The organism is Lottiidibacillus patelloidae (genome assembly GCF_002262935.1).
Taxonomy (GTDB): domain Bacteria; phylum Bacillota; class Bacilli; order Bacillales; family SA5d-4; genus Lottiidibacillus; species Lottiidibacillus patelloidae.
Genome location: NZ_NPIA01000006.1, coordinates 204,169 through 229,903, shown reverse-complemented (window position 1 = coordinate 229,903; position 25,735 = coordinate 204,169). Strand labels below are relative to the sequence as shown.

Below are 25,735 nucleotides of genomic sequence, written 5' to 3'. Positions count from 1 at the left end.
CACTTTGTTTGAGATAAAGGAAACATCGAAAAGGAAAGGCGACTGTTCATCAACGATGGAACTGGAATACTACGAATGAGATAAAGGAAACACAAAAAGTGTAGCGTTTTGATGTTGACTTATCGTAAGTGAGTAGAATGAAGTTCTCAAGTTGATAGGAGCCTTTTCTAGACACCACTTCACTGATCGATGTTGACTTATCGTAAATAAGAAGTGTGAAGATTACTAATCGAATAAGAAGTGTGAAGATTACTAATCGTTGTGAGCCGCAGCTGGACAAAATAAGAAAAGCTGAAGCTTTCGTCCAGCACCAAAATGAAAAGTGTGAAGTTTTCTTATGACTAACAATGCTTTAAGAACAAAAAAAGACACAGACGGCGCACGCCTGTGTCAAAATATATATAACCTAAAGGGGGGTATTTACTATTTATAGTATACCTCTTAATTATTTCACAAATGTTACAGTGGAGTTAAAGAAAAATTACGATTACTTAGCTGCTAATTCTTCCATTAATTCCTCAATGTAATGTTGTGCTGTTTGTGCAGCAATACTACCATCACCAGTTGCAGTTACAATTTGACGAAGAGATTTTTCACGAACATCTCCTGCCGCAAAAATACCAGGTACACGAGTCTCCATCTTTTCGTTCGTCTCAATATACCCTGCATCATTCGTAATTCCTAATTTTAAGACAGATTGATTTAACGGTAACATACCGATGTAAATAAAGACTCCATCCGTTTTAAATTCTTTTGTTTCTCCATCTTCCGTACTCTTTAAAGTAACACTTCCAACTTTACCGTTATCGCCATTAATTTGCTCTACTTCATGGTTCCAAATAAAGTCAATTTTTTCGTTATCAAAGGCACGATCTTGAAGTATTTTCTGTGCACGAAGCTCATCGCGACGGTGAACGATAGTTACTTTAGATGCGAAGCGAGTTAAATAAACTCCTTCTTCAACAGCCGAATCTCCTCCACCAACAACTACAAGCTCTTTCCCTTTAAAGAAAGCCCCGTCACATACAGCACAGTATGATACTCCGCGACCACTTAATTCTTTTTCACCAGGTGCGCCTAATTTTTTATATTCTGCACCAGTAGTTACGATAACTGCACGCGCTTTATATTCCTTTGCACCTGCAATGACAGTTTTATATTCTTTACCATCAATAATTTCTTTTATATCACCGTATGCATACTCAGCACCGAATTTTTTCGCATGCTCAAACATTTTTGTCGAAAGATCAGGCCCTAAAATATGATCATAGCCAGGATAGTTTTCTACTTCTTCTGTATTTGCCATTTGCCCACCAGGCATACCTCGTTCTAACATCAATGTATCTAAATTTGCACGCGATGTATAAACAGCGGCTGTCATCCCGGCAGGACCAGCACCAGCAATAATTACATCATAAATTTTATCTTCACTCATGAATAACACTCCTTAATACTCACTGTAATTCCTTATACTAATATCTAATCAAATTGCGAGTGCAATGTAAAAATAAATGCTCAAAACAGTGCGATCTATTCGTTAGTGTTCTCTTCTATTGATAAGATATGTTCTAATTTTTTAAAGTGATTGCGCAGTGTTGAAACAGACACATTGCATTGCTTGGCGATATCACTTTGCGTCACTTTCATATTTGTTTTTTTGCGCAAATAATATATGACTGCACTTGACCATGCTTCTATATTCTTCACTTTTACATTTAAGAAAATAATAAACCACGTGTTAAATACATCTTCTAACGAAAGCTCTTTATATTGCTCTAAATTCTCTAAAAGAGTAAAACTTTGTACGACATGTACATCAATGTGATTAAGATCGCCGTTGCTCGTTAACTTCAAGTGAAATAACTCTGCTAATTGACGACATAACATCGGTTCTTTTTTATTAGCTGCATACGTAAGAAGTGCTTTCTCTGATTCTTGATCACTTAATTTATAAATAGTAAACAAAATACGGCACTTTGTTTTCATTGAAGCGTTATAAAGTTTATGAACTAAAGCTGACCTAAATGATGGTGAGTTTTTTAACTTATCCAATACAGATAATGCTTCAGAAAAATCAAAAGAAGAATTCTCCAACTTTTCTTCTGAAAGAACCGCTTCCTTTGGTGATAAAAATGGATCAGGTAAAGAAGTTAAGCGATCCTCATCTTCCTCTTCAAAAGCGCGCTTCCATACTTTTTCAGCCACCTGTTTTTTTCCAAGCTGAACAGCACATACCGTTAGCCAATAATAATACATCGGATTTCCATCGTAACCAACTTTATATAATGAATATAACCACTTATAACCTAAATCATATTGTTTTAAGATCGCGAAAGTAATCCCTAACTTATGGCGTTGCTCTTCATGGAAAGGGTGAACATTTTTCAATAATTCTACAACTTCTTCACTCGTCGTTTTCATACCAGAATAATGGTAAATGACAGCTAAATGACATAGTGCTTGGACATTACCTTCATTGCGTTCCAACACATTAAATAGCGTTTCAATTGCTGTTTCAATTTGATGACTATAAAAATAGGCTAGTGCCATTTGATTATAAGCTGGCCAATGGTTTGGATGTTCCGCAATCAGTTTTTGTAAATCTTCGATTGCTGCGTAATATTGGCCACTTTCAATTAGCCTATTCGCTGCTTCTTGTTTCATAATTAATTCTTCTTCATCCCAGTTAGGTTCATCTGTACCGAGCTCTTCGTATATCATTTCTAATAAATCTTGTAGCTCAAGCTCATACTCACCATTAGGGTTTGTTTTCAAGTATTTTTTCGCATATCCTTCCGCTTGACGAAAGTCACCTAAATAAGCGTAATTTGCTGCTAATAAATAGAAGCATTCCGCCATGTTCGCATCGAGGTCGCGTAATATATAATGTAATAATTCAATTGAACGGTTTAATTCTCCTAAGTCAGCCAGTACCACTGCTAATTGGCACTGATAAGATGCTTGGTTAGGATCAAAATGAACTGCTCTCTCAAAGTTTTTTTTCGCTTTAGATAAGTCTTGTTCATAATAGGCACGTTGACCACGTTTAAAAAAGTAACTGCCATCTTGGATAAAATTAACAACCTTTTTATTGACTCGTTTCCCCATAGAACCTCCGAGTTTTTTTCAATATTGTTCCAGTGAAGAGTATAGCACAAAATCGTACGAATAGTGATGGTAAAATTGTTGCATTAGTGGCATACATAGGAAAAACCGCCTCACTGAAGCGGTTCATTTTTTTGCTTTTGTTCCATTTCTTCTTTCGTATATATAATTTTCATTGGATTACCGCCAACAAATGCTCCAGCTGGTACATCTCGGTGGACAAGCGTTCCTGCAGAAACAATGGCTCCATCTCCTATACTCACTCCAGGAAGTATTGTTGAATTTGCCCCAACCATTACTTTATTTCCAATTACTACTTCACCTATACGGTATTCTTCTATTAAATATTCATGAGCTAAAATGGTTGTGTTGTAGCCAATAATGGAATTACTACCGACAGTTATTTTTTCGGGAAACATAATATCTGGCATGACCATTAAAGCAAATGCTGTTTGCTTACCGACCTTCATACGTAAGAATGTTCTGTAAAGCCAATTTTTAATACTTAATAATGGGGTATATCGTGCAATCTGAATAATAATAAAATTTTTAAATACTTTCAAAAATGGGACAGTATTATAAATTTGCCAAAGAGAATTTGCATTTTCAACTTTATAGCGTTTAGTTTTTCTCACTACTTTTTCACTCCGAGAATATCGAGTAAATCAGACGGATGATCTAACATGAAGTCAGGGTTATACTTTTGTAAAAATTCTTTTCCTTTAACTGCCCAAGATACACCTGCTGTTTTCGTCCCAGCATTTTGACCAGCTTCAATATCATGGTAGTTATCGCCGACCATAATTGTTTTCTCTGGTTTGGAACCTAATTCTGCAAGCGCCTTTTCAATCGGTTCTGGATGTGGTTTCGGATGTTCGACATCATCAAGTGTAATAACACAATCAAAAAACTGTTCGAGCTTCGTTAATTTTAAGCCCATTGTCACGGGAACTCGAACTTTTGTCGTAACAATTCCAAGCTTATAGCCCTCTTTATGTAATCGTTCAACTAACTCATAAATCCCTTCAAATTCCGTCACAAGTTCATCATGTTTCGCTAAATTAAACGTCCGATATGTTTGGCACATTTCTTCTGCTTTTTCTGGTAAGACCGACTCAAAACTATCATAGAGTGGTGGCCCAATAAATTGCAGCACATCTTCACGGCTATATTCATTCGGCTTATATTTATCAAGCGTATGTAAAAACGAAGAGATAATTAAATCATTCGTATCAATTAACGTACCATCTAAATCAAATAATAGTGTATCAATTTTCATTATGATGCTCCTTCTTCTTTGACAATGTTTCTTTTTCCTTCATATCTTTTCCAAATGAACGCAATGACAATCGTCAAGATAATTGCTGTTATTAAGCGCACTAGAAGAAGCGGCCAAACTGGAATGCCTAATGGAATAAAAATTAGTGTATCTTCTATTACTGCATGACAGGAGACTAGAAAAATAAAGGCTAAATATAAATCTTTCTTGGCCACGCCATCTTCCTTTACAGCTTGAATCATAACGCCTGCTCCATAAGCTAATCCAAACAATAATCCTGCAGCTAGTGTCGTCGCAGTATTTTTTTCCATACCTAACAACTTAGTAACGGGTTCCATCCATTTTGAAAATGTTTGTAGCCAGTGCCAATCTTTCATATATTGAATGGCAATCATTAATGGAATAACAATTAATGCAAGTTGCAGCGTACCGAGAAATGCTTTTTCCAATCCAAGTATTGTAATGTTAAACCAGCCTGTAACTTCCTCCGTAGGTGTAATAAAGCCGTAGCTTGCGATTTCACTGCCACCTTTCCAAACGAGGTTAATGACAAAAGCTGAAAAGAAAGATAAAAACAGGCGTACAGCTACCATTACGGAAAACTTCACACCAACTCTTGTTGCAACAGTTGATTCAATTATTAAGTTATGACTAAAGGAAAGCATAACAGCCAAAATAAATACTTCTTTTACAGATAACTCCATCGTTAAAATTGCGCCGATACCTGCATATAAGTTCAAGAAGTTCCCTAATACAATTGGAATTGCCGCTTCCCCCGGAAGACCGATCCAACTCATCATCGGTGTTAATGCTTTCATTAGCAATTGTAATACTGGAGTTTGACTTAAAATTGTTACTAAAACGGTTATCGGAAAAATGACCTTTCCTAATGTCCAAGTCGTCTGTAAACCGACATTTAGACCTTTTTTAAATGAACTCATTTCCGCCATCTACCCTTCGTGTAAATATCGCTTGTTAGAGTATCCTTTTTTGCGACGGTAGATGATTAAAGCAACAGCTAAAATAATTAGTCCAATAGAAATTGCTTGCGCGACACGTAAGCTTTCTGTCAGCATTAAACTGTCTGTACGTAAACCTTCAATGTAAAAGCGTCCGAATGAATACCAAATGACGTATGTTAAGAATATTTCACCACGAGGTAAATTTACTCTTCTAAGAATTAGTAATAATGCTAAACCAAGGAAGTTCCATACTGATTCATATAAAAAGGTCGGGTGAAACCAAATTCCGTTCGAATGCATTTGATCCATAATAAAGTTAGGTAAGATTGAATAAAAAAGATCAACTTGTTCTTGTGTTAACGGACCACCATGAGCTTCTTGGTTCATAAAATTTCCCCAACGTCCAACTGCCTGGCCTAAAATAATACTAGGTGCTGCAATATCTGCTAGTTTCCAAAATGAAAGTTTTTTCACTTTCGCAAAGACTATCGCAGTTAAAACTGAGCCAATTAATGCGCCGTGAATTGCTAATCCGCCTTCCCAAATCGCAAAGATTTTCCCAGGATTCTCAGCGTAAAAGTCCCATTTAAAAATTACATAATATAGACGCGCACAAAGTATCGCAATCGGTGCTGCAATCATTAATAAATCAATAAAAGTATCTTTAGGTAACTTTCGCCTATCGCCCTCTCTAGTAGCTAATAATAAACCTAATAGAGCTCCTGTTCCGATAATGATTCCATACCAATAAACAGTTAATGGACCTATTTCAAAAGCTATCTTACTTAATGGTTCAATCCCGTCTCTCATCGTTCTCCCTCTTCTCTACTTATTTATCTTTTTCTATTTCACTAGTTAACCTTGTTGAAAATTGTTCGGCTGCATTAACACCCATCATCTTCATTCGGAAGTTCATTGCTGCTACTTCCGTAATAACAGCCAAGTTTCTTCCTGGTCGAACTGGCACTGTTGTTTTCGTAACATATGTATCAATAATTTTGATCTTTTCATCCTCAATACCTAAACGGTCATAAAGCTTTTGAGGTTCCCACGCTTCTAAATGAATGACTAAGGAAATTTTCTTATGACTTCTAACTGCTCCAGCACCAAACAATGCCATAACGTTAATAATACCTAATCCTCTAATTTCTAATAAGTGGCGAATCATATCAGGAGCTGAGCCAACTAATGTTTCATAGTCTTCCTGCCTAATATTAACTGCATCATCTGCGATTAGTCGATGACCCCGTTTCACCAATTCAAGTGCTGTTTCACTTTTACCAACACCACTAGCACCCGTAATTAAAACACCGATCCCGTAAATCTCAACCAATACTCCGTGTTTTGTCGTCGATGGTGCCATCATACCTTCTAAGTAGTTTGTTAATTGACTACTTAACTTCGTCGTTTTTAAAGCCGAACGAAAAATAGGTACTCCACTTGCTTGAGCTGCTAGTATTAACTCTTTTGGAGCTTCATTTTCTCTTGTCAGGATTATTCCAGGTGTTTCTTTTTGACAAAGTTGATTAAAACGTTCCATTCGAACTTCAGATGGGAGCTCGTTAACAAATGATAATTCCGTTCTACCGAGCAATTGGATACGCTCTGGAGCATAATGTGTGAAATACCCTGCCATTTCAATCCCTGGTCTTGAAATATCACTTGTTGTTATTTCTCTCTCTAGTCCATCTTTACCTGCAACTAGTTCAAGGTAAAACTTTTCCATAATATCTTTCATTTGGACATTACTCAACAGATGTATCCCTCCATTATTTTGTTAAATCTTCCATTATTGTAGCATTTATTACTATTATTGACGAATGTTTAAACAAAGCTCCAGTAATATCATTTTTTTAAATTCGCAAAAAAAAAGACCCTTGGCATGAACCAGGATCATTTGCTAAAAATATTCATTATCTTATTCTACATACCAAACTGGGTCAGTTACAAAACTTCCTTGGATACCTAAACTTCCAATATCATTTATTAGTCGACCACCTGCATCATCCAAGCGCCAATAGTGAACTAATCCAGGCTCACTACCCGTTGAAATAGCTTCCATATCCACTTGTACTTCAGTTACAGATTGCGCTATATTCCATACTCTCACATCGCGAATCGCACCTTTAAAGTAGCGTTTCGTCGAATAATTAGCATCATCATTATGCTTACCAATTGCAATGAAGTCGCTAGCATCAAGAATACTAGGTACTTGAATATCAGACGCATCACTTGTGTAAATTAAGTTGCCATCAACATACGCTTTTATCAGTAACTCCGTACCTACAACATCATACACGACAGCAACGTGGTACCATGTATCGGCGGCAAACGAAAAAGTGTTTTGATCAATGAAGATAAAGCCGTTTTCATATTCGATATTCATTTCAGATCCACTGTTCCAGACATTTACGCCAAAGCCATTTCCATGGTGGCCTGGTCTATCATTACTAATAACATTATTAGGGAAGGATGTTCCGTCACTTCGAAGTTCTGGTTTCACCCAAGCACTTAATGTTAATGGATATTGTTTCAGCGCATCACTTTGCACCTCAATTTCATCATTTGTTCCGTCGAAGCTTAAAGCATGAATAAAAGTTTGCTCAGGTTGAGCATCACTTGGTTTCGGATTATTTTTTACTTGTTCCGCATTTACAGTGATATTTAAATCTACTTCTTTCCCTTGATAGAATGATTGATCGGGAACATCATAGTCTTTTGGAAAATCATAGATTACTTTCACCCATATTTCTGCATTCGTATCCATTAACCAATTTGTATCTCCTGGAATGAAAGGTGTCCATGTTACGCCATTATCAACAGACTTCTTATATAAAAAGGACAGGCCTTTAGAACCACTTTGATCCCCGCCATTTAAAAGTAACCCTGAAAACGTAGGATTGAAGTCTACTCTAGCTTTTAAAGTACCACTGTTAGTAACTTTAATTATTTCACTACCACTATCTCCTGGCTTTATATTAGTAAGGTTTATGAAATAATTCGTGCCAGTTGTTCCATCACTTTCTTTATCTAAATTAACTTCAAGTGTTCCTGTAGACAAAGAATTACTAACACTTTTACTATCTTTTAAAAACGCTTGTGTACCAGCAATTGTTAAGACCATCCCGAAAGTTAATGCCAAAAATGCTATAACAACTTTTTCTTTAAACATAACAACCTCATCCTCCTTCCTATATGTATGAGGGTGTTTTACTATTAAAGGTAATTCAAATAAATGGAAGATAAGCTATAGACCATATTTGCGCTATAGCTTATTCTCTAATATTTAGTTGCTTCCGAATAATTTAGTATGGATGATGAAGTTTGAAGGTGTTGCAGGTGAACTTGTAAAAGGATATTGGTTCAAAGAATCTGTTCCATAGCCTAGAACTCTATTAACACCTGTTACATCAGTTCCCCACATACTTCCTTCAGACCAACCAATTGCATCGCTATTTTTAGAGATATCTATGATTAGATTGTTTCCATCCCAGACAAATTCACTTAGCACAAAATCATACCAACTATCGGTTGCCCAACTACCCGTTGGAATATCACTATGATGTACTAAGGTCAACCCTTCTTGCCAGTATGACAGTTCAGTCAGGGTTGTGTTTTTCAACCTTATTCTAAAATCTCCAATATTTACATTAGCGTCAGGGTAGCTAAATCCAGATTTAAAAGCTATTTTCTCTAAGTATGCGCCTGGGGATAAGCCTAATGCTTCTAATTCCTCTTTATAAACTATGAATTGATATCGCTGACTCGCATGCCAATTATTAAATGGTAGACTTCTCCAGTCGTTATCATACGTTGGACCTGCATTCAAATAGTCTATTTGCCCCGACACAACAGTACCATTATTCTTTGTTTGCTCTGCACTTAACATAATTTTCAAGGCAGCCGTTGTACCTTGATAGATATTTTCAGTATCAATTGGTAAATGGACATCTACTTTAATCGGAATAGAAGCTCCAGCTGCTAACACTAAATTGGCATTATTTGGGTTCGTAATTGGCGTCCAAATATCATCACCATTATCATCCACACCGTCGTGTTTATAATAAGAAACTTCTAATTTTTCACCTAACGTCCCCGCATTTATATCAAATTCGTGAGCTAGATCAAATCTTAATTCAAGTGTTCCTGCATTTGTTACCGTCATCATTCTTTCTTCCTTATCACCTGGCGCCATATTTGTCACTTCAAAATAATACTCACCTTGCGTACTATCCTTATCTAAGGAAATGGTAACTGTACCAGATGTAAAAGGGCTTGCATTCGTATCTTGAGATGTGAATAATGCACTTGTTCCAGATGCAATCAGCATTAAGCCGACTAAAAATGTCGATAGAATAGAAACTAAACTTTTTTGCAACATTAACTTACCACCCCTATTTTTATATATGGCTTAAAATTAAATTTTAGCTATAGACCAAAATAAGGCCTATAGCTAATTCCTTCACATCTACTGGAAAGAGATTTGAAGTTGATTCATGTCATGCCAAACATAACCAACAACTTCTCCATTAAAGCGAATACCATTAATATTCATTACTGATGGGAAATTGACAACTCCTAATTCATCTAAAACCTGTTCGTAAATAGTGCCATTAGACCAAATATCCACCCATTGGTTTGCATCTACGTCAAACACTTGAATAGAGAAAGCTTGATTCCCATAATAATGATGATGTCCCAGTGCATAACCTGACCCAGTAAAATCCACAGAGCTAATACCATTTAAGGTTGAGAAGTTCATTGATGCATCATCAAAAGAATGCTCCCATGAACCAGTACCAACATATCCCTCATGATAAGTGATTGGGTTTTCCCCCCAAGTAATTGTAGTTTGAAGTGGGTTATTTTTTGTTTGTTCTCCAGATGCCAAAATGTTAAGTATAGCTGTATCACCTTGGTATGCATTTCCAGTACCAATTGGTAAGTGAACTTCTACTTTAATTAATTGTGAATCACCGCTAGCCAGTTCAAAGTTAGCATTTTCAGGCTGTGAAATTGCTGTCCAAATTTCGTTATTATTACCATCAAGACCATCATACTTGAAATAAGAAACTGTTAGGGCATCCCCTAAAGTCCCACCAGCAACATCCCACTCATGAGTAATATTAAATCTCATATTTAATGTTCCTGTATTTGTTACTGTCACTTCTCTTTCTTCCGTATCTCCAGGTGCCATATTTCCTACATCAAAATAATGGTTTGTTTGTTGATCAAAGCCACTTAATTCTAAAATTACAGTTCCAGAAGTAAATGGATTTGCATTCGTATCTTGAGATGTGAATAACGCACTTGTTCCAGAAGCAATCAGCATTAAGCCGACTAAAAATGACGAGAATAACATTACTATTTTTTTCTTAATCAAAAAATCACTCATTTCTTAGTATTCATTTTTTATTAATTGTTTGCTAGTTGCTCGGCGAAGATTGAGAAATCAAAAACAAATGTTTGACCTTGTATTTGATTTCCGGCACCTTTTGCCAATGTAACTCTATACTTTAATGTTGCTGTTCCACCAGAATAAATATTAAATACTTTATCTGATGGAATAGTGAACCCACCATCTTCTAATAAAGCGTTAATTCGCCCATTATAAAGGACCGTATTTGTTGCAGTATTTATGATTCGAACGTTTAATTTCTTGATGAAATGTGCGTATCCAGGGTTAGACTCTCCACTAGTAACTGTAGCGAAAAGTTTAGTTACTTTTGCATCAAGAGAGCCATCATTTTTAACTACTAAACTTCTAATGATATTGTCTCCCGGAGCAATTCCACCAACACTTTCCGTTTCTGTATAGGCGTTTACTCCCATGGATGGATCGCCATAAAACATTGGCGCAGTCGTAACTGTGTCATTATTTCTTTGTTGCGAGATTACTAAAGTGCCTGATTCAAAGTTATTTCCATCATTGCTAGCAGAGCTAGTATAAAGCGCAGATGTCGCTGAAGTAACTGCTGCAGCTATCATAAGGACGACTACAAATGAAAATATGGCTAGTTTTTTTGCTTTAGACATACTACTTATCTCCTTTCATCCCCTTAAAAATAGGTGGCCTTAGTTATGCCACCCAGTAATGTTTGTTGATGTTTATGGTAAATCGTTATTTCTTGTTTGTACTGCGTCGACTTTAAGTTCCATCGTTGCACTAGTACCTTGATACTCATCTCCAGTAACTAAAGGTAATGTTACAACCACTTTGATTTCAACACTGCTGTCTGGGTCAGTTGCTGGGATTTCAATCGGTCCTGTTACTGCAACCCAATTATCATTGTCGTCTTTTTCATAGTAAGTAACATCTAATGCATCTCCCAGTGTGCCAGAAGTGAACATATGGGAAACGTCAAAACGTAAATCTAGTGAACCTGTATTACTTACTGTCATAACTGCTTCTTCTGAATCACCTGGTGCCATATTATCAATATCGAAGTAATACTCACCTTGCATGCTATCCTTATCAAGTTCTACTACTAACGTACCTGAAGCAAATGTGTTCCCTTCGTTTGTTGCAGTTGACGTGTAGATTGCACTAGTCCCTGCACCAATTAAGCTTGCGCCAAAAATTGCTGAAAATACAGCCATGCCTAACTTTTTCTTTAACATGTTATTCCTCCTAAAATTTTTATATATTGTAAAATCTTCCTTCGAAGACTAACAACCAAAATAGCATTCTATTTACTAGCCTCTGTTTGCTCTTTTTGTTTTTGTTCTAAGTTGCTAATTAACTTCCAAATATTCATTAGCTGCCAACCGATAATTAAAATCCCTGGAATAATCATGAACAGTACTGCACCCATTTTGCTATTAATAAAAGAGAAGATATAGCCTATGATCGGGATATGAATATCTGCATATTTTCCAACAACATTAATATCAGGAATTGGAGCTAAATCTTTGCTATCGTTGTTATCACCTTGTGTGATATATTTCACTCTGACGTCATTTATCGGTTCAACCTCTAAAATTCGGTGAGTCACTAACTGATTAGGATCATCTAAAGACTTATAAGTAATAATGTCACCAGGCTTCAATGCTGATTTATCTTCAACATCCTTCATGGCAATAACCGAGCCAGTATGTAATGTTGGTTCCATCGATCCAGATGTAACGATTAAAAATTGATGCCCCGCTATTTTCGGTGAACCAGATATTTTCATATATAATGCAGCTGCTACAACTACGATTAATACTGCTAGTAGAGTAATTGATATAGTTTTACTTATAATTCTTGAAGCTTTATGGTTTGCTAATGTTTTATAAATTTTTGAAAGATTGCTAAGAATATTTAATATAAGTGCTAAAAATGTTGACATACGTTTTAGTAATTTTTGTTTCGATTTTCTTTCTTTTTTTGACCTGCTAAGTCTCTCCATCACCGTAACCCCAATCTTTTTTTATTGATTAAAATTGTCAGCTGCTTTAATGACATTTCCTTTATTCTCAACCTGATCTTTGTATTCGCTTGTTGTGTTGTTAATAGAATTGGAATAAAAGATTATTAAACCAATTGCCATCATGATTAGAAGTTGTAAAACAATGAATCTTTTAAATCTATTTTGTTGCTGAATTCTTGTCACTCTTACTCCCATAGTTCCCCTCCTCAATGATTCTTTCTGTCTGTCTATGATTCACGTTGTATCTCAATCCAAGTAGTTACTATCTATGTATTTCCAACTATTTAAAAAAATATAAGCCTATTACAAAATATTTATTTTTTCTAATACATAGGGCTTACTTTTTATCACCACTTTTATTTTGCGCAAGCTTGAAGTATTTTAAGGGAATAATAGTTTCTAAAATTTTCACATAAAACCACAAGATATTTTGTCGGTAAATAGATTTTTAAGGAACAAGACAATAAAATATGGAAGATATGAAAAGAAATAGTCAATTAGTATAAGAGATAGAAATGCTTGATAGTGAAGGATAATACTATTTGAAAAATATATTTTTGCAAAAAAAAAGTAGCTAGTTATTAACTAGCCACCCTTTAACGTTAAATAAACTTATTTCTTTTTTAGTAGAGGTTTAGCAATTGTTTTTCGAATCACTACATGTAATATTGCAAGTAATATTGATAAGAGGATCGTCATTCCGAAAGTAGCTATATGAAAGGAGCTACCCATTAGTACATCTGTTATATACAACATGAAGCCGTTAATTATAAACAAGAATAATCCTAAACTTACGATAGTCAAAGGTAATGTAAAGAAAACAATGACTGGTTTAACAATGGCATTAACAACAGATAGAATCGCACTTGCAAGAAGTGCCGCCCCGATTCCAGTAATTTCAACAGAAGTAAATACATTTGCAAATAGTAGTAGTAAACCTGTTGTGATTAATACATTTATTATCCATGATTTCATCATATCAACCTTTACTTAATTGTTTGGATGGACAACTTCAATTGATCCAGCAGTTGTCTCTACATCTATTGTTAAGCGGTGTTCAGTAACATCTTTTGTTGTAAAGTGAATCTCTTTTTTCACAACTTCTTTCTTTTCCTTAATTATTTCCATCTTATCTAATTTACATGACATACCACCAAACATCGTTTCAACTTCGCCTTCAATGTTCATCCCGCGCGGTAAAGTTACGCAAATTTTCCCAGCTTCAGATTTACAACGAAGTTCTCCTGTTAATGGTTCATTTAACTGATACGTAATTTTCCCGCTAGTTGTCTGTAAATCTGTTTTATTGTAACTTCCTTGCATGTCTATTTTCCCATTAATTGTTTCTACTTCACAAACATCTCCAAAACAACGGTCAACCTGTACTTTTCCATTAATTGTTTCCGCCTCTATGTTTTCACCATTGATGCCCTTTAAGAAAATACTTCCATTTACTGTTTTAAACTTCAAGTTTGCAACATCACACGACGTATTTTCAATCTTTCCGTTATACGTATGTGCTTCAAGGCTCTCATACACATGAGTTGGTAATTCAATCGTCATATTTGCTTTTATTTTCCTATTTTTTAAAGCGATTCGCAAACTACCGTCTTCCTCAACAACACGAAGTGCTTCAGCAACTTTGCTTCTCGCTGAACTTTCTTCCTTTTCCCCGTAAACACTAGCGTCACAGAAGATTTTGACCTTTCGATCTGATCGAGGTTGAAAAGTAATACTTCCGTTCGATACATTTACTTTGACGTTTTTTATTTCTCTTTCCACCGTGTGTTCCTCTGTAACATGCACTGCTTCACCGAAATTGAAATCTAAATCAATTTCCTTAAGTTTTTGCACTGCCTTTTCTAATACACGACCAACCGTTGCTACTAGGGACTCTTGCTTATACTCTCCATTTTCGACAGTAGCATTGATTTTTTCACTTCTTTCTAATGCTTGTAACGCTTGAAACCCTTCTTCACTAGTTAAATGCCCACTTGCAATAGCTTCAAGAATCTTTTTCTTTTCTTGTTCCATTTTATGACCTCCTAGTTTTTATAGTTTCATTATATTACGACCATGTAAAATAAAACTCATCCTCCAGTAGGAGTTTTACACCGTCTAAAATCGCAAATTAAAAGCTAAATTATACTCTGTCTCTATTCCTGATTCTACTCCATGCCCTTTTAGGTCATACGATATATAGTGAAAAAATTATTTTCTTTTAAACATACGTTTAAAAAAGCTCCGCTATTTCCTGTTAAGCCATGGATAAAGGTTACATGTTCTTTTTCTACCAACACATCTATCCACCCCCATTTCATTATATCTTTTATACAGAGTTATGGAAAACTTTAGCAAGCTAAGTTACCTTTATAAAAAAAGCATGTAAACAATAGTGTGGTTTACATGCTTTAGTTAATTTCCTATTAAGTTGTAAGCTCTTTAATACGAGTGTCCATTCGGGCACGATCACGCTCTAAAATTGGTTTTAAATATTTTCCAGTATGCGATTTTTTCTTTTTCGCAACCGCTTCAGGTGTTCCTGTCGCGACAACAGTACCACCTTTATCTCCACCTTCTGGACCGATATCAATAATATAGTCAGCTGTTTTGATTACATCCAAGTTATGCTCAATTACTAATACTGTATCGCCATTTTCAACTAAACGTTGTAGGACTACTAACAGACGCGAAATATCATCGATGTGAAGTCCGGTCGTTGGCTCATCTAAAATATACAAGGAACGCCCAGTTGAACGACGGTGCAATTCAGAAGCTAATTTTACACGTTGTGCTTCTCCACCAGACAGCGTTGTTGCTGGTTGTCCTAAGCGCATATAACTTAAGCCAACATCGTATAAAGTTTGCAGTTTACGTTTAATCTTTGGAATGTTTTTGAAAAACTCTAGCCCGTCTTCAATTGTCATCCCTAAAATATCAGAGATGTTTTTATCCTTATATTTCACTTCTAACGTTTCCCGGTTGTATCTTTTCCCATGACAGACTTCACAAGGTACGTAAACATCTGGTAAGAAGTGCATCTCAATTTTAATGATTCCATCACCGCGGCAAGACTCACATCGACCACCTTTGACATTAAAGCTAAATCGACCTTTTTTATAGCCACGAATTTTCGCTTCATTTGTTTGTGCAAATACATCACGAATATCATCAAACACACCCGTATATGTTGCCGGGTTAGATCGTGGTGTTCTTCCAATTGGTGATTGATCGATATCAATTACTTTATCAATATGTTCTATTCCTTTTATTTCTTTATGCTTCCCTGGTTTTGCTTTCGCTCGATTCAGTTTTTGTGCTACTGCTTTATATAATATTTCGTTAACGATTGTACTTTTTCCTGAACCAGATACACCCGTTACCGCAGCAAATAGTCCTAACGGAATATCGACATCAATATTTTTTAGGTTATTTTCCTGCGCACCTTTGATACTGATCATACGTTCACCCGGCTCGCGACGCTCCGTTGGTAAAGCGATAAACTTTTTCCCTGATAAGTACTCACCTGTTAACGAGTTTTCATCTGCCATAATTTCTTGTGGCGTGCCTTGTGCCATAATTTGTCCGCCATGCGCACCTGCACCTGGACCGATGTCAATAATGGTATCCGCAGCAAGCATCGTATCTTCATCATGTTCAACAACAATTAATGTATTACCGAGCTCACGCATATTGTGCAATGTTTGCACTAAGCGGTCATTGTCTCGTTGATGCAAGCCAATGGAAGGCTCATCTAAAATGTAAAGGACACCTGTAAGCTTCGAGCCGATTTGTGTTGCTAATCGTATACGCTGAGCTTCCCCACCTGAAAGTGTTCCTGCTGAACGACTTAAGGATAAATAGTCTAAACCGACGTTAACTAAGAAGCCTAGACGATCACTAATTTCTCTCAAAATCATCCGAGCAATTGTTTGTTCTTTTTTCGTTAACTGCAGACCATCGAATGCGTTTTTCGCATCGGCAACAGATAACTCCGTCAATTGACCGATATGTTTATCATTAATTTTCACAGCTAAACTTTCTTTCTTTAAACGGTAGCCTTTACATTTCGGACATGCATTTTGCGACATGTATTTTTCCATTTGCTCTCGAATATAGTCACTACTTGTCTCTTTATATCTTCTTTCGATGTTGCGAACTACACCTTCAAATTGAATGTGACTTTCACGTACTTGGCCAAAGTCATTTTCATAACGGAAGTAGATTTCATCTTCTTTACTACCATAGAGGACGCGCTCCAATAAATGTTCTGGAATATCATCAACTGCAATATCCATATCAATACCGTAATGATTGCAAACACTTTCTAATAGTTGCGGATAATAGGTCGAACTTTGCGCTTCCCAAGCAACAATGGCATTATCCTTTAATGATTTTGATTTATCAGGAATCACTAAATCAACATCGACTTCCAAGTTAGTACCTAGTCCGTCACAAGTTCCACAAGCACCAAAAGGACTATTAAATGAAAACATTCGTGGTTCAAGCTCTCCGATTGAAAATCCACACTTCGGACAAGCATGGAGCTCACTAAACATCAGCTCTTCCTCACCAATCACATCAATTAACGCTTGTCCTCCAGAAAGTCTTAAAGCAGTTTCAACTGAGTCAGATAACCTTGAACGAATTCCGTCTTTTATAACAATGCGGTCAATGACAACTTCAATGGAATGCTTTTTATTTTTTTCTAACGTAATCTCTTCGGATACTTCTCGCATTTCACCATTCACACGAATTCGAACGTAACCTTGCTTCTTCATGTCCTCTAACGTTTTCGTATGTTCACCTTTACGCCCAGATACAATCGGGGCTAATACTTGAAGCTTCGTTCTTTCAGGATATTTTAATATACGATCAACCATTTGCTCGATTGATTGTGATGAAATTTCGATCCCATGCTTTGGACAAACTGGACGTCCAATACGGGCATATAACAAACGTAAATAATCATATATTTCCGTAACCGTTCCTACCGTAGATCGAGGATTTCGACTCGTTGTTTTTTGGTCAATTGAAATTGCTGGAGATAGCCCTTCAATTGAGTCAACATCTGGCTTGTCCATTTGCCCTAAAAACTGACGTGCATAGGCTGATAATGATTCCACATAACGACGCTGCCCTTCGGCATATATCGTATCAAATGCTAACGAAGATTTCCCAGAACCAGATAAACCGGTAATAACTACTAATTGGTCACGAGGGATTGTTACATCAATATCCTTTAAATTATGCGCTCTCGCCCCTTTAATGACTATGCTTTCTGTTCCCATTCTCTATGTCACCCTTCCGCTTTCAACTCTAATAAAAGATCTCTTAATTCCGCAGCTTTCTCGAAGTTTAACTCGCGAGCAGCTTCCTTCATTTCTTTTTCTATATTGACAATCATTTTTTCTCGTTCTTTTTTCGTCAGCTTTTTCGGTTTCTTTTCCGCTGAATATGCTGCCTCATCCTCTGCAGCCATTGTCGCTTGAATAACATCTCTAACTTCTTTCTTAATTGTTTTTGGTGTTATCCCGTGCTTTTTATTATACGCCTCTTGTACTTCGCGTCGTCTCGTCGTTTCACCGATGGCAATTTCCATCGACTTCGTGATCCGGTCAGCATACATAATAACTCGACCATTCTCATTTCGAGCTGCACGTCCTATCGTTTGAATTAACGAACGTTCTGATCGAAGGAAGCCTTCCTTATCAGCGTCTAGTATAGCTACGAGAGATACTTCTGGTATATCTAACCCTTCTCGGAGTAAGTTAATGCCGACGAGCACATCATACTTCCCAAGTCGTAAATCACGAATAATCTCAATCCGTTCGAGCGTTTTAATTTCTGAGTGTAAATATTGAACCTTTATTCCAATTTCTTTTAAATAGTCCGTTAAGTCTTCACTCATCTTTTTCGTAAGTGTCGTAACTAAAACTCGCTCATTCTTCTCAATACGATCGTGAATCTCATCGATTAAATCATCAATCTGACCTTCAAGTGGTCGGACATCGATTAATGGATCTAACAAACCAGTTGGACGAATAATTTGCTCAACTACTTCTGGTGTTTTCTCATGTTCATATGGTCCTGGTGTAGCGGAAACAAATACAATTTGATTAATTTTTTCTTCAAATTCCTCAAATCTCAATGGGCGATTATCAAGCGCAGAAGGTAAGCGGAAGCCGTGGTCAACTAACACTTGCTTTCTCGCTTGGTCTCCATTAAACATGGCACGTACTTGTGGCACGGTAACGTGTGATTCATCAACAACCATTAAAAAATCTTCTGGAAAGAAATCGAGCAATGTATATGGCGTAGATCCTGCTGGCCGCAATGTTAAATGACGAGAATAGTTTTCGATTCCGGAACAGAAGCCCATTTCATGCATCATTTCAATATCATAGCGAGTACGTTGTTCCAAGCGTTGGGCCTCGAGTAACTTATCATTATCTCGCAGTTCCTTTAGGCGTTCTTCAAGCTCTACTTCTATATTTTTAATTGCCAATTTAAGCTTTTCTTCACGGGTTACGAAGTGAGATGCTGGGAAAACAGCTATGTGTTGACGCTCTCCATAAACTTCTCCTGTTAATGCATTAACTTCCGTAATTCGGTCAATTTCATCACCGAAAAATTCAATACGAATACATTTTTCATCTCGTGATGCTGGGAAAAGTTCGACAACATCGCCGCGTACACGGAACGTTCCACGTTGAAACTCAATATCATTTCTCGTATATTGTATATCAACTAAATCTCGTAACAATTCGTCTCGTTCTTTTTCCATGCCAACTCTTAGTGAAACAACTAATTCACGATATTCTTCTGGTGACCCTAAACCGTATATGCAAGATACACTTGCTACAACAATGACATCTCTTCTTTCAAATAACGCAGATGTAGCTGAGTGTCGAAGTTTATCAATTTCATCGTTTACACTTGAATCTTTCTCAATAAACGTATCCGACGATGGTACGTAAGCTTCCGGTTGATAGTAATCATAATAACTAACAAAATACTCAACAGCATTATCCGGAAAAAAATCTTTAAACTCACTATATAATTGTCCGGCTAATGTTTTATTATGGGCAATAACTAATGTAGGTTTATTTACTTCTTTTATTACATTTGAAATGGTAAATGTTTTACCAGTTCCCGTTGCACCTAGCAAAGTTTGGTGTTCTTTACCTGCTTTAAGTCCAGCAACAAGCTCTTGTATTGCTCTAGGTTGGTCTCCTTCTGGTTTGTAGTTCGATTTCAGCTCGAACTTTTCCATGAACATGTCTCCTTTACGCTCTGTATTAATTATTAAAATTATATCACAACTACATAATAAACGAACAAACATTCGTACTTCATTTTGAATTACATTTTCATTTTTTCTACGTTTCTTGTAAACTAAACATTAGAATATCAATTTAAAGAAGAGAGGCTTTCATTTGCTGGCTTTACTATTATTTTTACCGATCGGAATTGCCATCGGTGTACTAGGTGGTTTTTTCGGTCTCGGTGGAGGTATTTTACTTACACCAGTCTTATTATTGCTTGGGATATCTCCAGTTGAGGCAATTACGACTGGTTTATTATTTTCTATCGGGACATCGATCTCATCTGTCTGGGGACACCTAAAATTAAACAACATCATTTGGAAAGCTGCCATTCCAATTGGCTTAAGCGGAATTGTCGGAACGCAATTAGCAAGACCACTTGTCATGTATTTTGAAAAGATTGGTATAGGAGATACTGTTTTATCTACACTTTATCTCGTCATCTTATTATACTTTGCCATTTCGATGATTCGTCCTGGGAAAAAGAATGAGGGCAGACTGAATAAAGAGGATACTTTTTCTATGCCCCTGCTAATCATTGTTGGTCTAGTCGGTGGATTTTTATCGTCAAGTTTAGGAGTTGGTGGTGGCTTTATCATCGTACCACTGTTAGTAAGCTTAGCTAACTTTCCAGCAAAACAAGCAGTCGGTACTAGTGCTGTATGTATCTTTTTATTTGTTACTGCAGGCTTTTCCTCGTACATCATGCATGTAGAAATCGATTTATTATTAGGTTTGTTTTTAATTATCGGTGCATTAATTGGTGGCCAATTAGGAGCAAAAACGACATCACATTTTGCTAACCAAGAAATGCGGAAAATGCTCGGTGTTTTATATGCTGTTACATGGTTCTCATTATTACTTAAACTGTTTAATTTAGAAGTCGTTGGTTTTGTCATCTTGGCAAGTTATACTACATATTTATTAGCACTATTTACAATTCGCACTCTTAAAGCTAAAAAGATGCTTGAGGAAAACTAAAAAGATTTATTGGTACTGCGGAGTGTTTAAATTGAATTTTTTTGCGTAGTCAAAATACGGAGACTTCTACGGGAAAGCTCGAGGCCACTGAAAAACTTCTGTTAAATCATAATATAAAATATAAATATCATTGGTTGATTGGAGAGAAAGGAACGAGACTCCTGCGGGAAAAGCAACAGCTGAAGACCACGCAAGAATGCGTTCTTTGCTTTCTTACGAGGCTGAGGACGTGCCAGTGGAAAGCGAGGAATTTTGACGAAGCATTTATATAATTCCTTAAGAATAATAAAAAGCCGAAATCATTCAATTTGAATGACTCGGCTTTTTAATGTGAGGATGAAACTTCTATCCCAGCCCCATTACTATTATTTCCATCTTCGCGTAAATTTTTTCTCGAGTTTAAACGAATAAATTGTCCCTACAAAAAATGAAGCTAATCCTATTAGCAATAAATATACATCTCTGTCAAAGGCACGCAAGACAAAGATTATCATTCCTAATGCTAAAAGTATGCCAACCCATTTGTTGTAAGTTACTCGGGTAAATAATGCGACGAGAGTGAACGGTGCAACGAATGCAAAAAGCAATTCAATTAACCAAGTATCCAGTTCATTCTCCCTCCTTTTATGTAGCAACTTCTTCTAATTTCAATTCGAATTTTTCATCAATAAAAATTAATCCTAATTCGTGGTGGTCTCCTTCAAAAAGTGCACGATTAGCGAAACGGATTTCACCAGCGTCGTCCAATACTTCTAATTTACAGAAAGCTGAGTTAATCTGCAAGGCTGCGTAAAAGTCATCTTCGTTCGTCACCTTTCTCCCATTTACTTTATGGATAGCCTCACCAACTCGAATATTCATTTTCGCAGCAGGAGATTGAGGAATCACACCTAATACCATTAAACCTTCTTTACGGTTAGTAAAGAAATGTGGCCTGTTTTGGTCTACATATCTTTCATATAAGTAAAGGCCTTCACGGCATACAAGCGCTAAACCGACAGTAATTGGGATCATTAGTGGATAATAATAACTTATAGCTGTTGCTACTAACACAACTACACCTAATAATAACACACGTAAGCCCGAGTTAAAGATTGCTTGCTCAGGTAATTTACCTTTTACTAATTGATAAAAGCCAATAATGAATGGAAACATAATAATTGTATAGCTTTCACCTGCAACTGTTAACGATGGCCACCAATTTGGCGAGAACATCCCACTATTTTGCGGCACGAAAAAGATTAAAGGAAAAAGCCATAGTTTATTAGATTCATGTGCACCAATTAGCCTACCACGTTTACTTAGTAAATGGAAAGGAGACGTTTTCTTTGTACCACTTTTCATTATCAATATTGCTTCTGCAATTAGTAACATTGCGAGTAATACTAAAAGTTGTCCATATGTTCTAGCTTGAACCGAAGAAAAAATATTATCTATTAAACTAATACCAGTTGTAACATGTGGTAGAATCATCAACATCATAATCGCAAATCCTAAGACGAGCGAAGGTGATAAAAGTCTAGGTCTGCATGGCAATAACAAGACAAAGTATACTGCCGCTAAAACGACTAGCACTTGGAAGGAAAAAGATATTCCGATAAATAATGCAACAACAGAAAATACTAAACTTAATATTATGCCAAACCCGAATGCTGTTTTCAGATCTTCAACTACATCAAAGACACGGGTTTGAAACTCCGTTCGTTCTTTTTTAACTCGTTTTATTCCCATATAAATGGATACAACTACTAAAAGATAAAAAATTGGATTAATAAACACATATCCGATCGCTTTCGCTATCGCAGCTACTAGTTCCATGCTCTCACCTACTTTATGACTTTCAGACTATTTACTACTATTTTACCACATAACTATTATTTTTTTACTAGACCATAGAAAAAAACATCCATTGATCTCCCAATGGATGTTTTCGACATAACTAGCTTTTTTCCTCTATTTTGTAATAAGTTGAATTGCTGCTTGTAATTGATAATCGTATTGCGGATTACGAATGCGTTCAATGATCTCTTCTTCAAGAACTCCTGCTGTTGCCACTGTAATATCACCAGTTGGTTCAAGGTTATTCATTTCTTGGAATGCTTTTACAGCTAAAACTGTTTTTTCACTGAAATAGCCATCTGTTCTACCTGGATCAAATCCTAATCCTTTTAGCATTTCTTGTGCGCTTTTTACTTGGTCATTATACATATCGTACGTTAACTTCTCTTCAATAAAAATACGACTTGTTTGGAAGAATTCAGGTTGCTTTACTTCTATCGTTGGCTCAATACCAGTCTTATGAATCCAATTTCCATCAGGTGTTAGCCATTTATATAATGTCATCTTTAATTGACTGCCGTCACCGACTTCTAATGCTTGTTGAACGGTACCTTTACCGAAAGAGTTTTGACCGATTATTTCATATCCTCCAGCTTCTTTTAAAGCACCTGCCAAAATCTCTGATGCGGATGCACTACGTCCATCGATTAATCCAATGATAGGATATGGCTTTTTGTCTTTTAATGTTGTGAAGGCTTGATCTCGTTCACCATCACGCGTTTCAATTTGGAAGATTGGTTTATCGCTAGGAATAAGTTCATAAAGCATCTCTTTTACCGCATTTAAATAGCCACCAGGATTTCCACGAACATCAATAATTAACCCCGTTATTCCTTCATCCTCCAGTTTTTTCAGTTCTTTCTTAAACTCCGCTGCTGTATTTGCTGAAAATGAAGTAATTTCTAGAATACCGACTTTTTTTCCGTTTTTTTCCACCGAACTTGCGTTTACAGTGATAAGCGGAATCGTATCACGTGTTACAACGATAGAAATTGGATCTTTCACACCTTGGCGAACAATCCCTAATTTGACATCTGTTCCTTTTTTTCCACGAATCTTTAAGACAGCTTCCGTTAAACTTAAGCCTTCAACACTTTCACCGTCTATTGAGACAATTTGGTCACCAGGTTTTAATCCAGCCTTTTCAGCAGGTGAACCTTTAAATGGCAGGACAATTTTTATCTTACCGTTGACCATACTTACTTCTGCACCGATACCTTCAAATGAAGAGCTAAGTGATTCTACAAATTGTGCCGCTTCATCTTCGTCCATATAGGAAGTATATGGATCATCTAACTTATCGACCATTCCTTGAATTGCCCCTTCAATGAGGTCATCCTTAGAAACTTCCAGGACATATCTGTCTGAAATCATTTGAAAAACTCGGGCAATTTTTTCAACCTCTGAAATTTGCTCCTCTGTTATCTTGCCATTTCCGTCTTGTTCATCGTCGTTCGTTTTACCTGTCCCATCAGTAAATGGAATGTTAGGCTGATTGTCACCTGATATCATTAACCCTAATGCTAATCCGGCAGTACCAGTTACTAACGATACAGCTATAACTAACGCAATAATTTTAGCTTTAACATTCATACGCACACCTCGATTTCTGCAGGAAGTTTCTTTTCCTAATTATGCAATTGTCCTTATTATACCAATTTCATCTTATATACACTACTCATATGTGCAGCTCGTACGTTTTATGAACTATTTATTTACTCTTTCACATTAACGTCATTTAGAAACTTATGTTTTTATAGGTAATAAATAGAAATAGAATGCTATAATATACAATACTAGAAATAGAGTTAGAGTTAGAAAGAGGGATAATTTTGAAAGAGTTTCCTATCATCGAAACGGAGCGATTACTTCTCAGAAAAATTGAACAACATGATGCACATGCTATTTATTCTTATTTTTCTGATGATGATGTCACAAGAAATTACGGAATGAGTACATTTACAACTATCGAACAAGCTGAAAAACTAATTTTAGCTTTTGATATGATGACTTTAGAAAACAAAGGGATTCGCTGGGGAATCGTTCGTAAAGATACAAATGAATTAATTGGATCAGGTGGTTTCCACAATGTATCCGGTCCTTATAAACGATGTGAGATAGGCTATGAAATTGCAAAAAAACATTGGCGACAAGGCTTTGCGACAGAAGCATTACACGCAATGCTATCGTATGGATTTATGACTTATAATCGTATTGGGGCAATTGTCTTACCTGAGAACAATGCATCTTCCTTGTTACTTGAGAAAAACGGCTTTATGAGAGAAGGTCTATTAAGAAATTACATCATACAAGATGGTGTCGCACGGAATGGATATATGTACTCAATATTAAAAGAGGAATGGGTGATTTAGTATCCCTGTTATAGAAGGGACTTGCCCCTTGAAAAGTGAAGAATTTAATGATGTATATTAATATTTTATAATATAAGAACAACCGAACCATCCAGATCGTATCGTAAATCTGAATGCGCTCGGTTATTTTTATTCTTCATTCTTTTTGTACCAGATCTTAGTCTTTACCTTTATTTTAAGTCCATCAGTTCACTTAATCGATTTGTCACTAAGACTTCCATCGTCTTAGTAAACGCACACATTTCATCTGGAGAACAATTCCACGTATAAACTACTCGTTTCCCATCTGTATCTTCCCCAGATAAAACAAACGAACCTAAGTCTACTTTTTCACCGTCCACCTCAATTGTAGCACCTGTTTTCTTTTGCTTTTTCTTTCCATCAAAAGAAATGACGGTAGGTTTCTTTTTATCATTTGACATGAAGGCACCCCCTGTTACATGTATATCTTATTGAG

The 25,735-nt window shown here is 36.3% G+C and carries 24 protein-coding genes; 2 read left to right on the top strand and 22 right to left on the bottom strand.

Features of this window, described 5'->3' with window-relative positions:
- Positions 1–487 precede the first annotated feature (487 nt).
- From trxB to uvrB, 18 genes are all read right to left on the bottom strand, one after another.
- Positions 488–1,435 carry a thioredoxin-disulfide reductase gene (gene trxB / locus CIB95_RS12315; protein ID WP_094925602.1) on the bottom strand — a complete coding sequence of 316 codons (948 nt, stop codon included), beginning with the start codon at positions 1,433–1,435 and terminating at the stop codon, positions 488–490.
- A 95-nt stretch (positions 1,436–1,530) separates the two neighbouring features.
- Complete coding sequence (locus CIB95_RS12310; RefSeq protein WP_094925601.1) at positions 1,531–3,108, bottom strand: tetratricopeptide repeat protein; 1,578 nt, start codon at positions 3,106–3,108, stop codon at positions 1,531–1,533.
- Between the two features lie 110 nt (positions 3,109–3,218).
- Positions 3,219–3,740, bottom strand: a complete 522-nt coding sequence (locus CIB95_RS12305; protein ID WP_094925599.1) for an acyltransferase — start codon at positions 3,738–3,740, stop codon at positions 3,219–3,221.
- Entirely contained in the window at positions 3,740–4,384 is a 645-nt protein-coding gene (ppaX, locus tag CIB95_RS12300) for a pyrophosphatase PpaX (RefSeq protein ID WP_094925598.1), read from the bottom strand. Before ppaX ends, CIB95_RS12305 begins: the two co-directional genes overlap by 1 nt.
- On the bottom strand, positions 4,384–5,325 hold the full coding sequence (locus CIB95_RS12295) for a nucleoside recognition domain-containing protein (protein ID WP_094925619.1): 942 nt from the start codon (positions 5,323–5,325) through the stop codon (positions 4,384–4,386). The genes ppaX and CIB95_RS12295 overlap by 1 nt, the downstream gene beginning before the upstream one ends.
- A 9-nt stretch (positions 5,326–5,334) precedes the next feature.
- Positions 5,335–6,156: a prolipoprotein diacylglyceryl transferase gene (lgt, locus tag CIB95_RS12290; protein ID WP_094925596.1), complete on the bottom strand. Its 822-nt coding sequence runs from the start codon at positions 6,154–6,156 to the stop codon at positions 5,335–5,337.
- Positions 6,157–6,175: 19 nt separating this feature from the next.
- Positions 6,176–7,099, bottom strand: coding sequence for an HPr(Ser) kinase/phosphatase (gene hprK, locus CIB95_RS12285; RefSeq protein WP_094925595.1), 924 nt, complete (start codon positions 7,097–7,099; stop codon positions 6,176–6,178).
- Positions 7,100–7,264: 165 nt separating this feature from the next.
- The gene (locus CIB95_RS12280) at positions 7,265–8,518 is read right to left on the bottom strand and encodes a TasA family protein (protein ID WP_094925593.1); all 1,254 of its coding nucleotides are present in this window, start codon (positions 8,516–8,518) and stop codon (positions 7,265–7,267) included.
- A 114-nt stretch (positions 8,519–8,632) separates the two neighbouring features.
- Positions 8,633–9,727: a TasA family protein gene (locus CIB95_RS12275; RefSeq protein WP_094925591.1), complete on the bottom strand. Its 1,095-nt coding sequence runs from the start codon at positions 9,725–9,727 to the stop codon at positions 8,633–8,635.
- Positions 9,728–9,814: 87 nt separating this feature from the next.
- On the bottom strand, positions 9,815–10,729 hold the full coding sequence (locus CIB95_RS12270; RefSeq protein ID WP_158217631.1) for a TasA family protein: 915 nt from the start codon (positions 10,727–10,729) through the stop codon (positions 9,815–9,817).
- A gap of 32 nt (positions 10,730–10,761) precedes the next feature.
- Positions 10,762–11,382 carry a M73 family metallopeptidase gene (locus CIB95_RS12265; RefSeq protein WP_094925587.1) on the bottom strand — a complete coding sequence of 207 codons (621 nt, stop codon included), beginning with the start codon at positions 11,380–11,382 and terminating at the stop codon, positions 10,762–10,764.
- Positions 11,383–11,454: 72 nt separating this feature from the next.
- Positions 11,455–11,967, bottom strand: a complete 513-nt coding sequence (locus CIB95_RS12260) for a TasA family protein (protein ID WP_094925585.1) — start codon at positions 11,965–11,967, stop codon at positions 11,455–11,457.
- Between the two features lie 68 nt (positions 11,968–12,035).
- Positions 12,036–12,737 carry a signal peptidase I gene (locus CIB95_RS12255; protein ID WP_094925583.1) on the bottom strand — a complete coding sequence of 234 codons (702 nt, stop codon included), beginning with the start codon at positions 12,735–12,737 and terminating at the stop codon, positions 12,036–12,038.
- Between the two features lie 21 nt (positions 12,738–12,758).
- The gene (locus tag CIB95_RS12250) at positions 12,759–12,953 is read right to left on the bottom strand and encodes a hypothetical protein (protein ID WP_094925581.1); all 195 of its coding nucleotides are present in this window, start codon (positions 12,951–12,953) and stop codon (positions 12,759–12,761) included.
- Positions 12,954–13,370: 417 nt separating this feature from the next.
- Complete coding sequence (locus CIB95_RS12245; RefSeq protein ID WP_233144130.1) at positions 13,371–13,736, bottom strand: phage holin family protein; 366 nt, start codon at positions 13,734–13,736, stop codon at positions 13,371–13,373.
- A 12-nt stretch (positions 13,737–13,748) separates the two neighbouring features.
- The gene (locus CIB95_RS12240; RefSeq protein ID WP_094925577.1) at positions 13,749–14,792 is read right to left on the bottom strand and encodes a DUF4097 family beta strand repeat-containing protein; all 1,044 of its coding nucleotides are present in this window, start codon (positions 14,790–14,792) and stop codon (positions 13,749–13,751) included.
- Positions 14,793–15,184: 392 nt separating this feature from the next.
- Positions 15,185–18,049 (bottom strand): excinuclease ABC subunit UvrA, encoded by a 2,865-nt coding sequence (gene uvrA, locus CIB95_RS12235; RefSeq protein ID WP_094925575.1) that lies wholly within the window; start codon positions 18,047–18,049, stop codon positions 15,185–15,187.
- 8 nt (positions 18,050–18,057) lie between these two features.
- A complete protein-coding gene (uvrB, locus tag CIB95_RS12230; RefSeq protein WP_094925573.1) occupies positions 18,058–20,034 on the bottom strand; it encodes an excinuclease ABC subunit UvrB in 1,977 nt (658 codons plus the stop codon).
- A 163-nt stretch (positions 20,035–20,197) separates the two neighbouring features.
- Between uvrB and CIB95_RS12225 the strand changes: the two genes are divergently transcribed.
- A complete protein-coding gene (locus CIB95_RS12225) occupies positions 20,198–21,067 on the top strand; it encodes a sulfite exporter TauE/SafE family protein (protein ID WP_158217630.1) in 870 nt (289 codons plus the stop codon).
- A 365-nt stretch (positions 21,068–21,432) separates the two neighbouring features.
- Here the strand turns inward: CIB95_RS12225 and CIB95_RS16625 are convergent, their stop codons facing one another.
- From CIB95_RS16625 to CIB95_RS12210, 3 genes are all read right to left on the bottom strand, one after another.
- A complete protein-coding gene (locus tag CIB95_RS16625; protein ID WP_158217629.1) occupies positions 21,433–21,654 on the bottom strand; it encodes a DUF2198 family protein in 222 nt (73 codons plus the stop codon).
- A 37-nt stretch (positions 21,655–21,691) separates the two neighbouring features.
- Positions 21,692–22,885, bottom strand: a complete 1,194-nt coding sequence (locus CIB95_RS12215; protein ID WP_094925567.1) for a PDZ domain-containing protein — start codon at positions 22,883–22,885, stop codon at positions 21,692–21,694.
- A gap of 135 nt (positions 22,886–23,020) precedes the next feature.
- On the bottom strand, positions 23,021–24,499 hold the full coding sequence (locus CIB95_RS12210; RefSeq protein ID WP_094925565.1) for a S41 family peptidase: 1,479 nt from the start codon (positions 24,497–24,499) through the stop codon (positions 23,021–23,023).
- A gap of 239 nt (positions 24,500–24,738) precedes the next feature.
- Here CIB95_RS12210 and CIB95_RS12205 point away from each other — a divergent pair, with 239 nt between their 5' ends.
- Positions 24,739–25,278, top strand: a complete 540-nt coding sequence (locus CIB95_RS12205) for a GNAT family N-acetyltransferase (protein WP_094925563.1) — start codon at positions 24,739–24,741, stop codon at positions 25,276–25,278.
- 170 nt (positions 25,279–25,448) lie between these two features.
- Here the strand turns inward: CIB95_RS12205 and CIB95_RS12200 are convergent, their stop codons facing one another.
- Complete coding sequence (locus tag CIB95_RS12200) at positions 25,449–25,700, bottom strand: DUF3931 domain-containing protein (protein ID WP_094925561.1); 252 nt, start codon at positions 25,698–25,700, stop codon at positions 25,449–25,451.
- Positions 25,701–25,735: the final 35 nt, after the last annotated feature.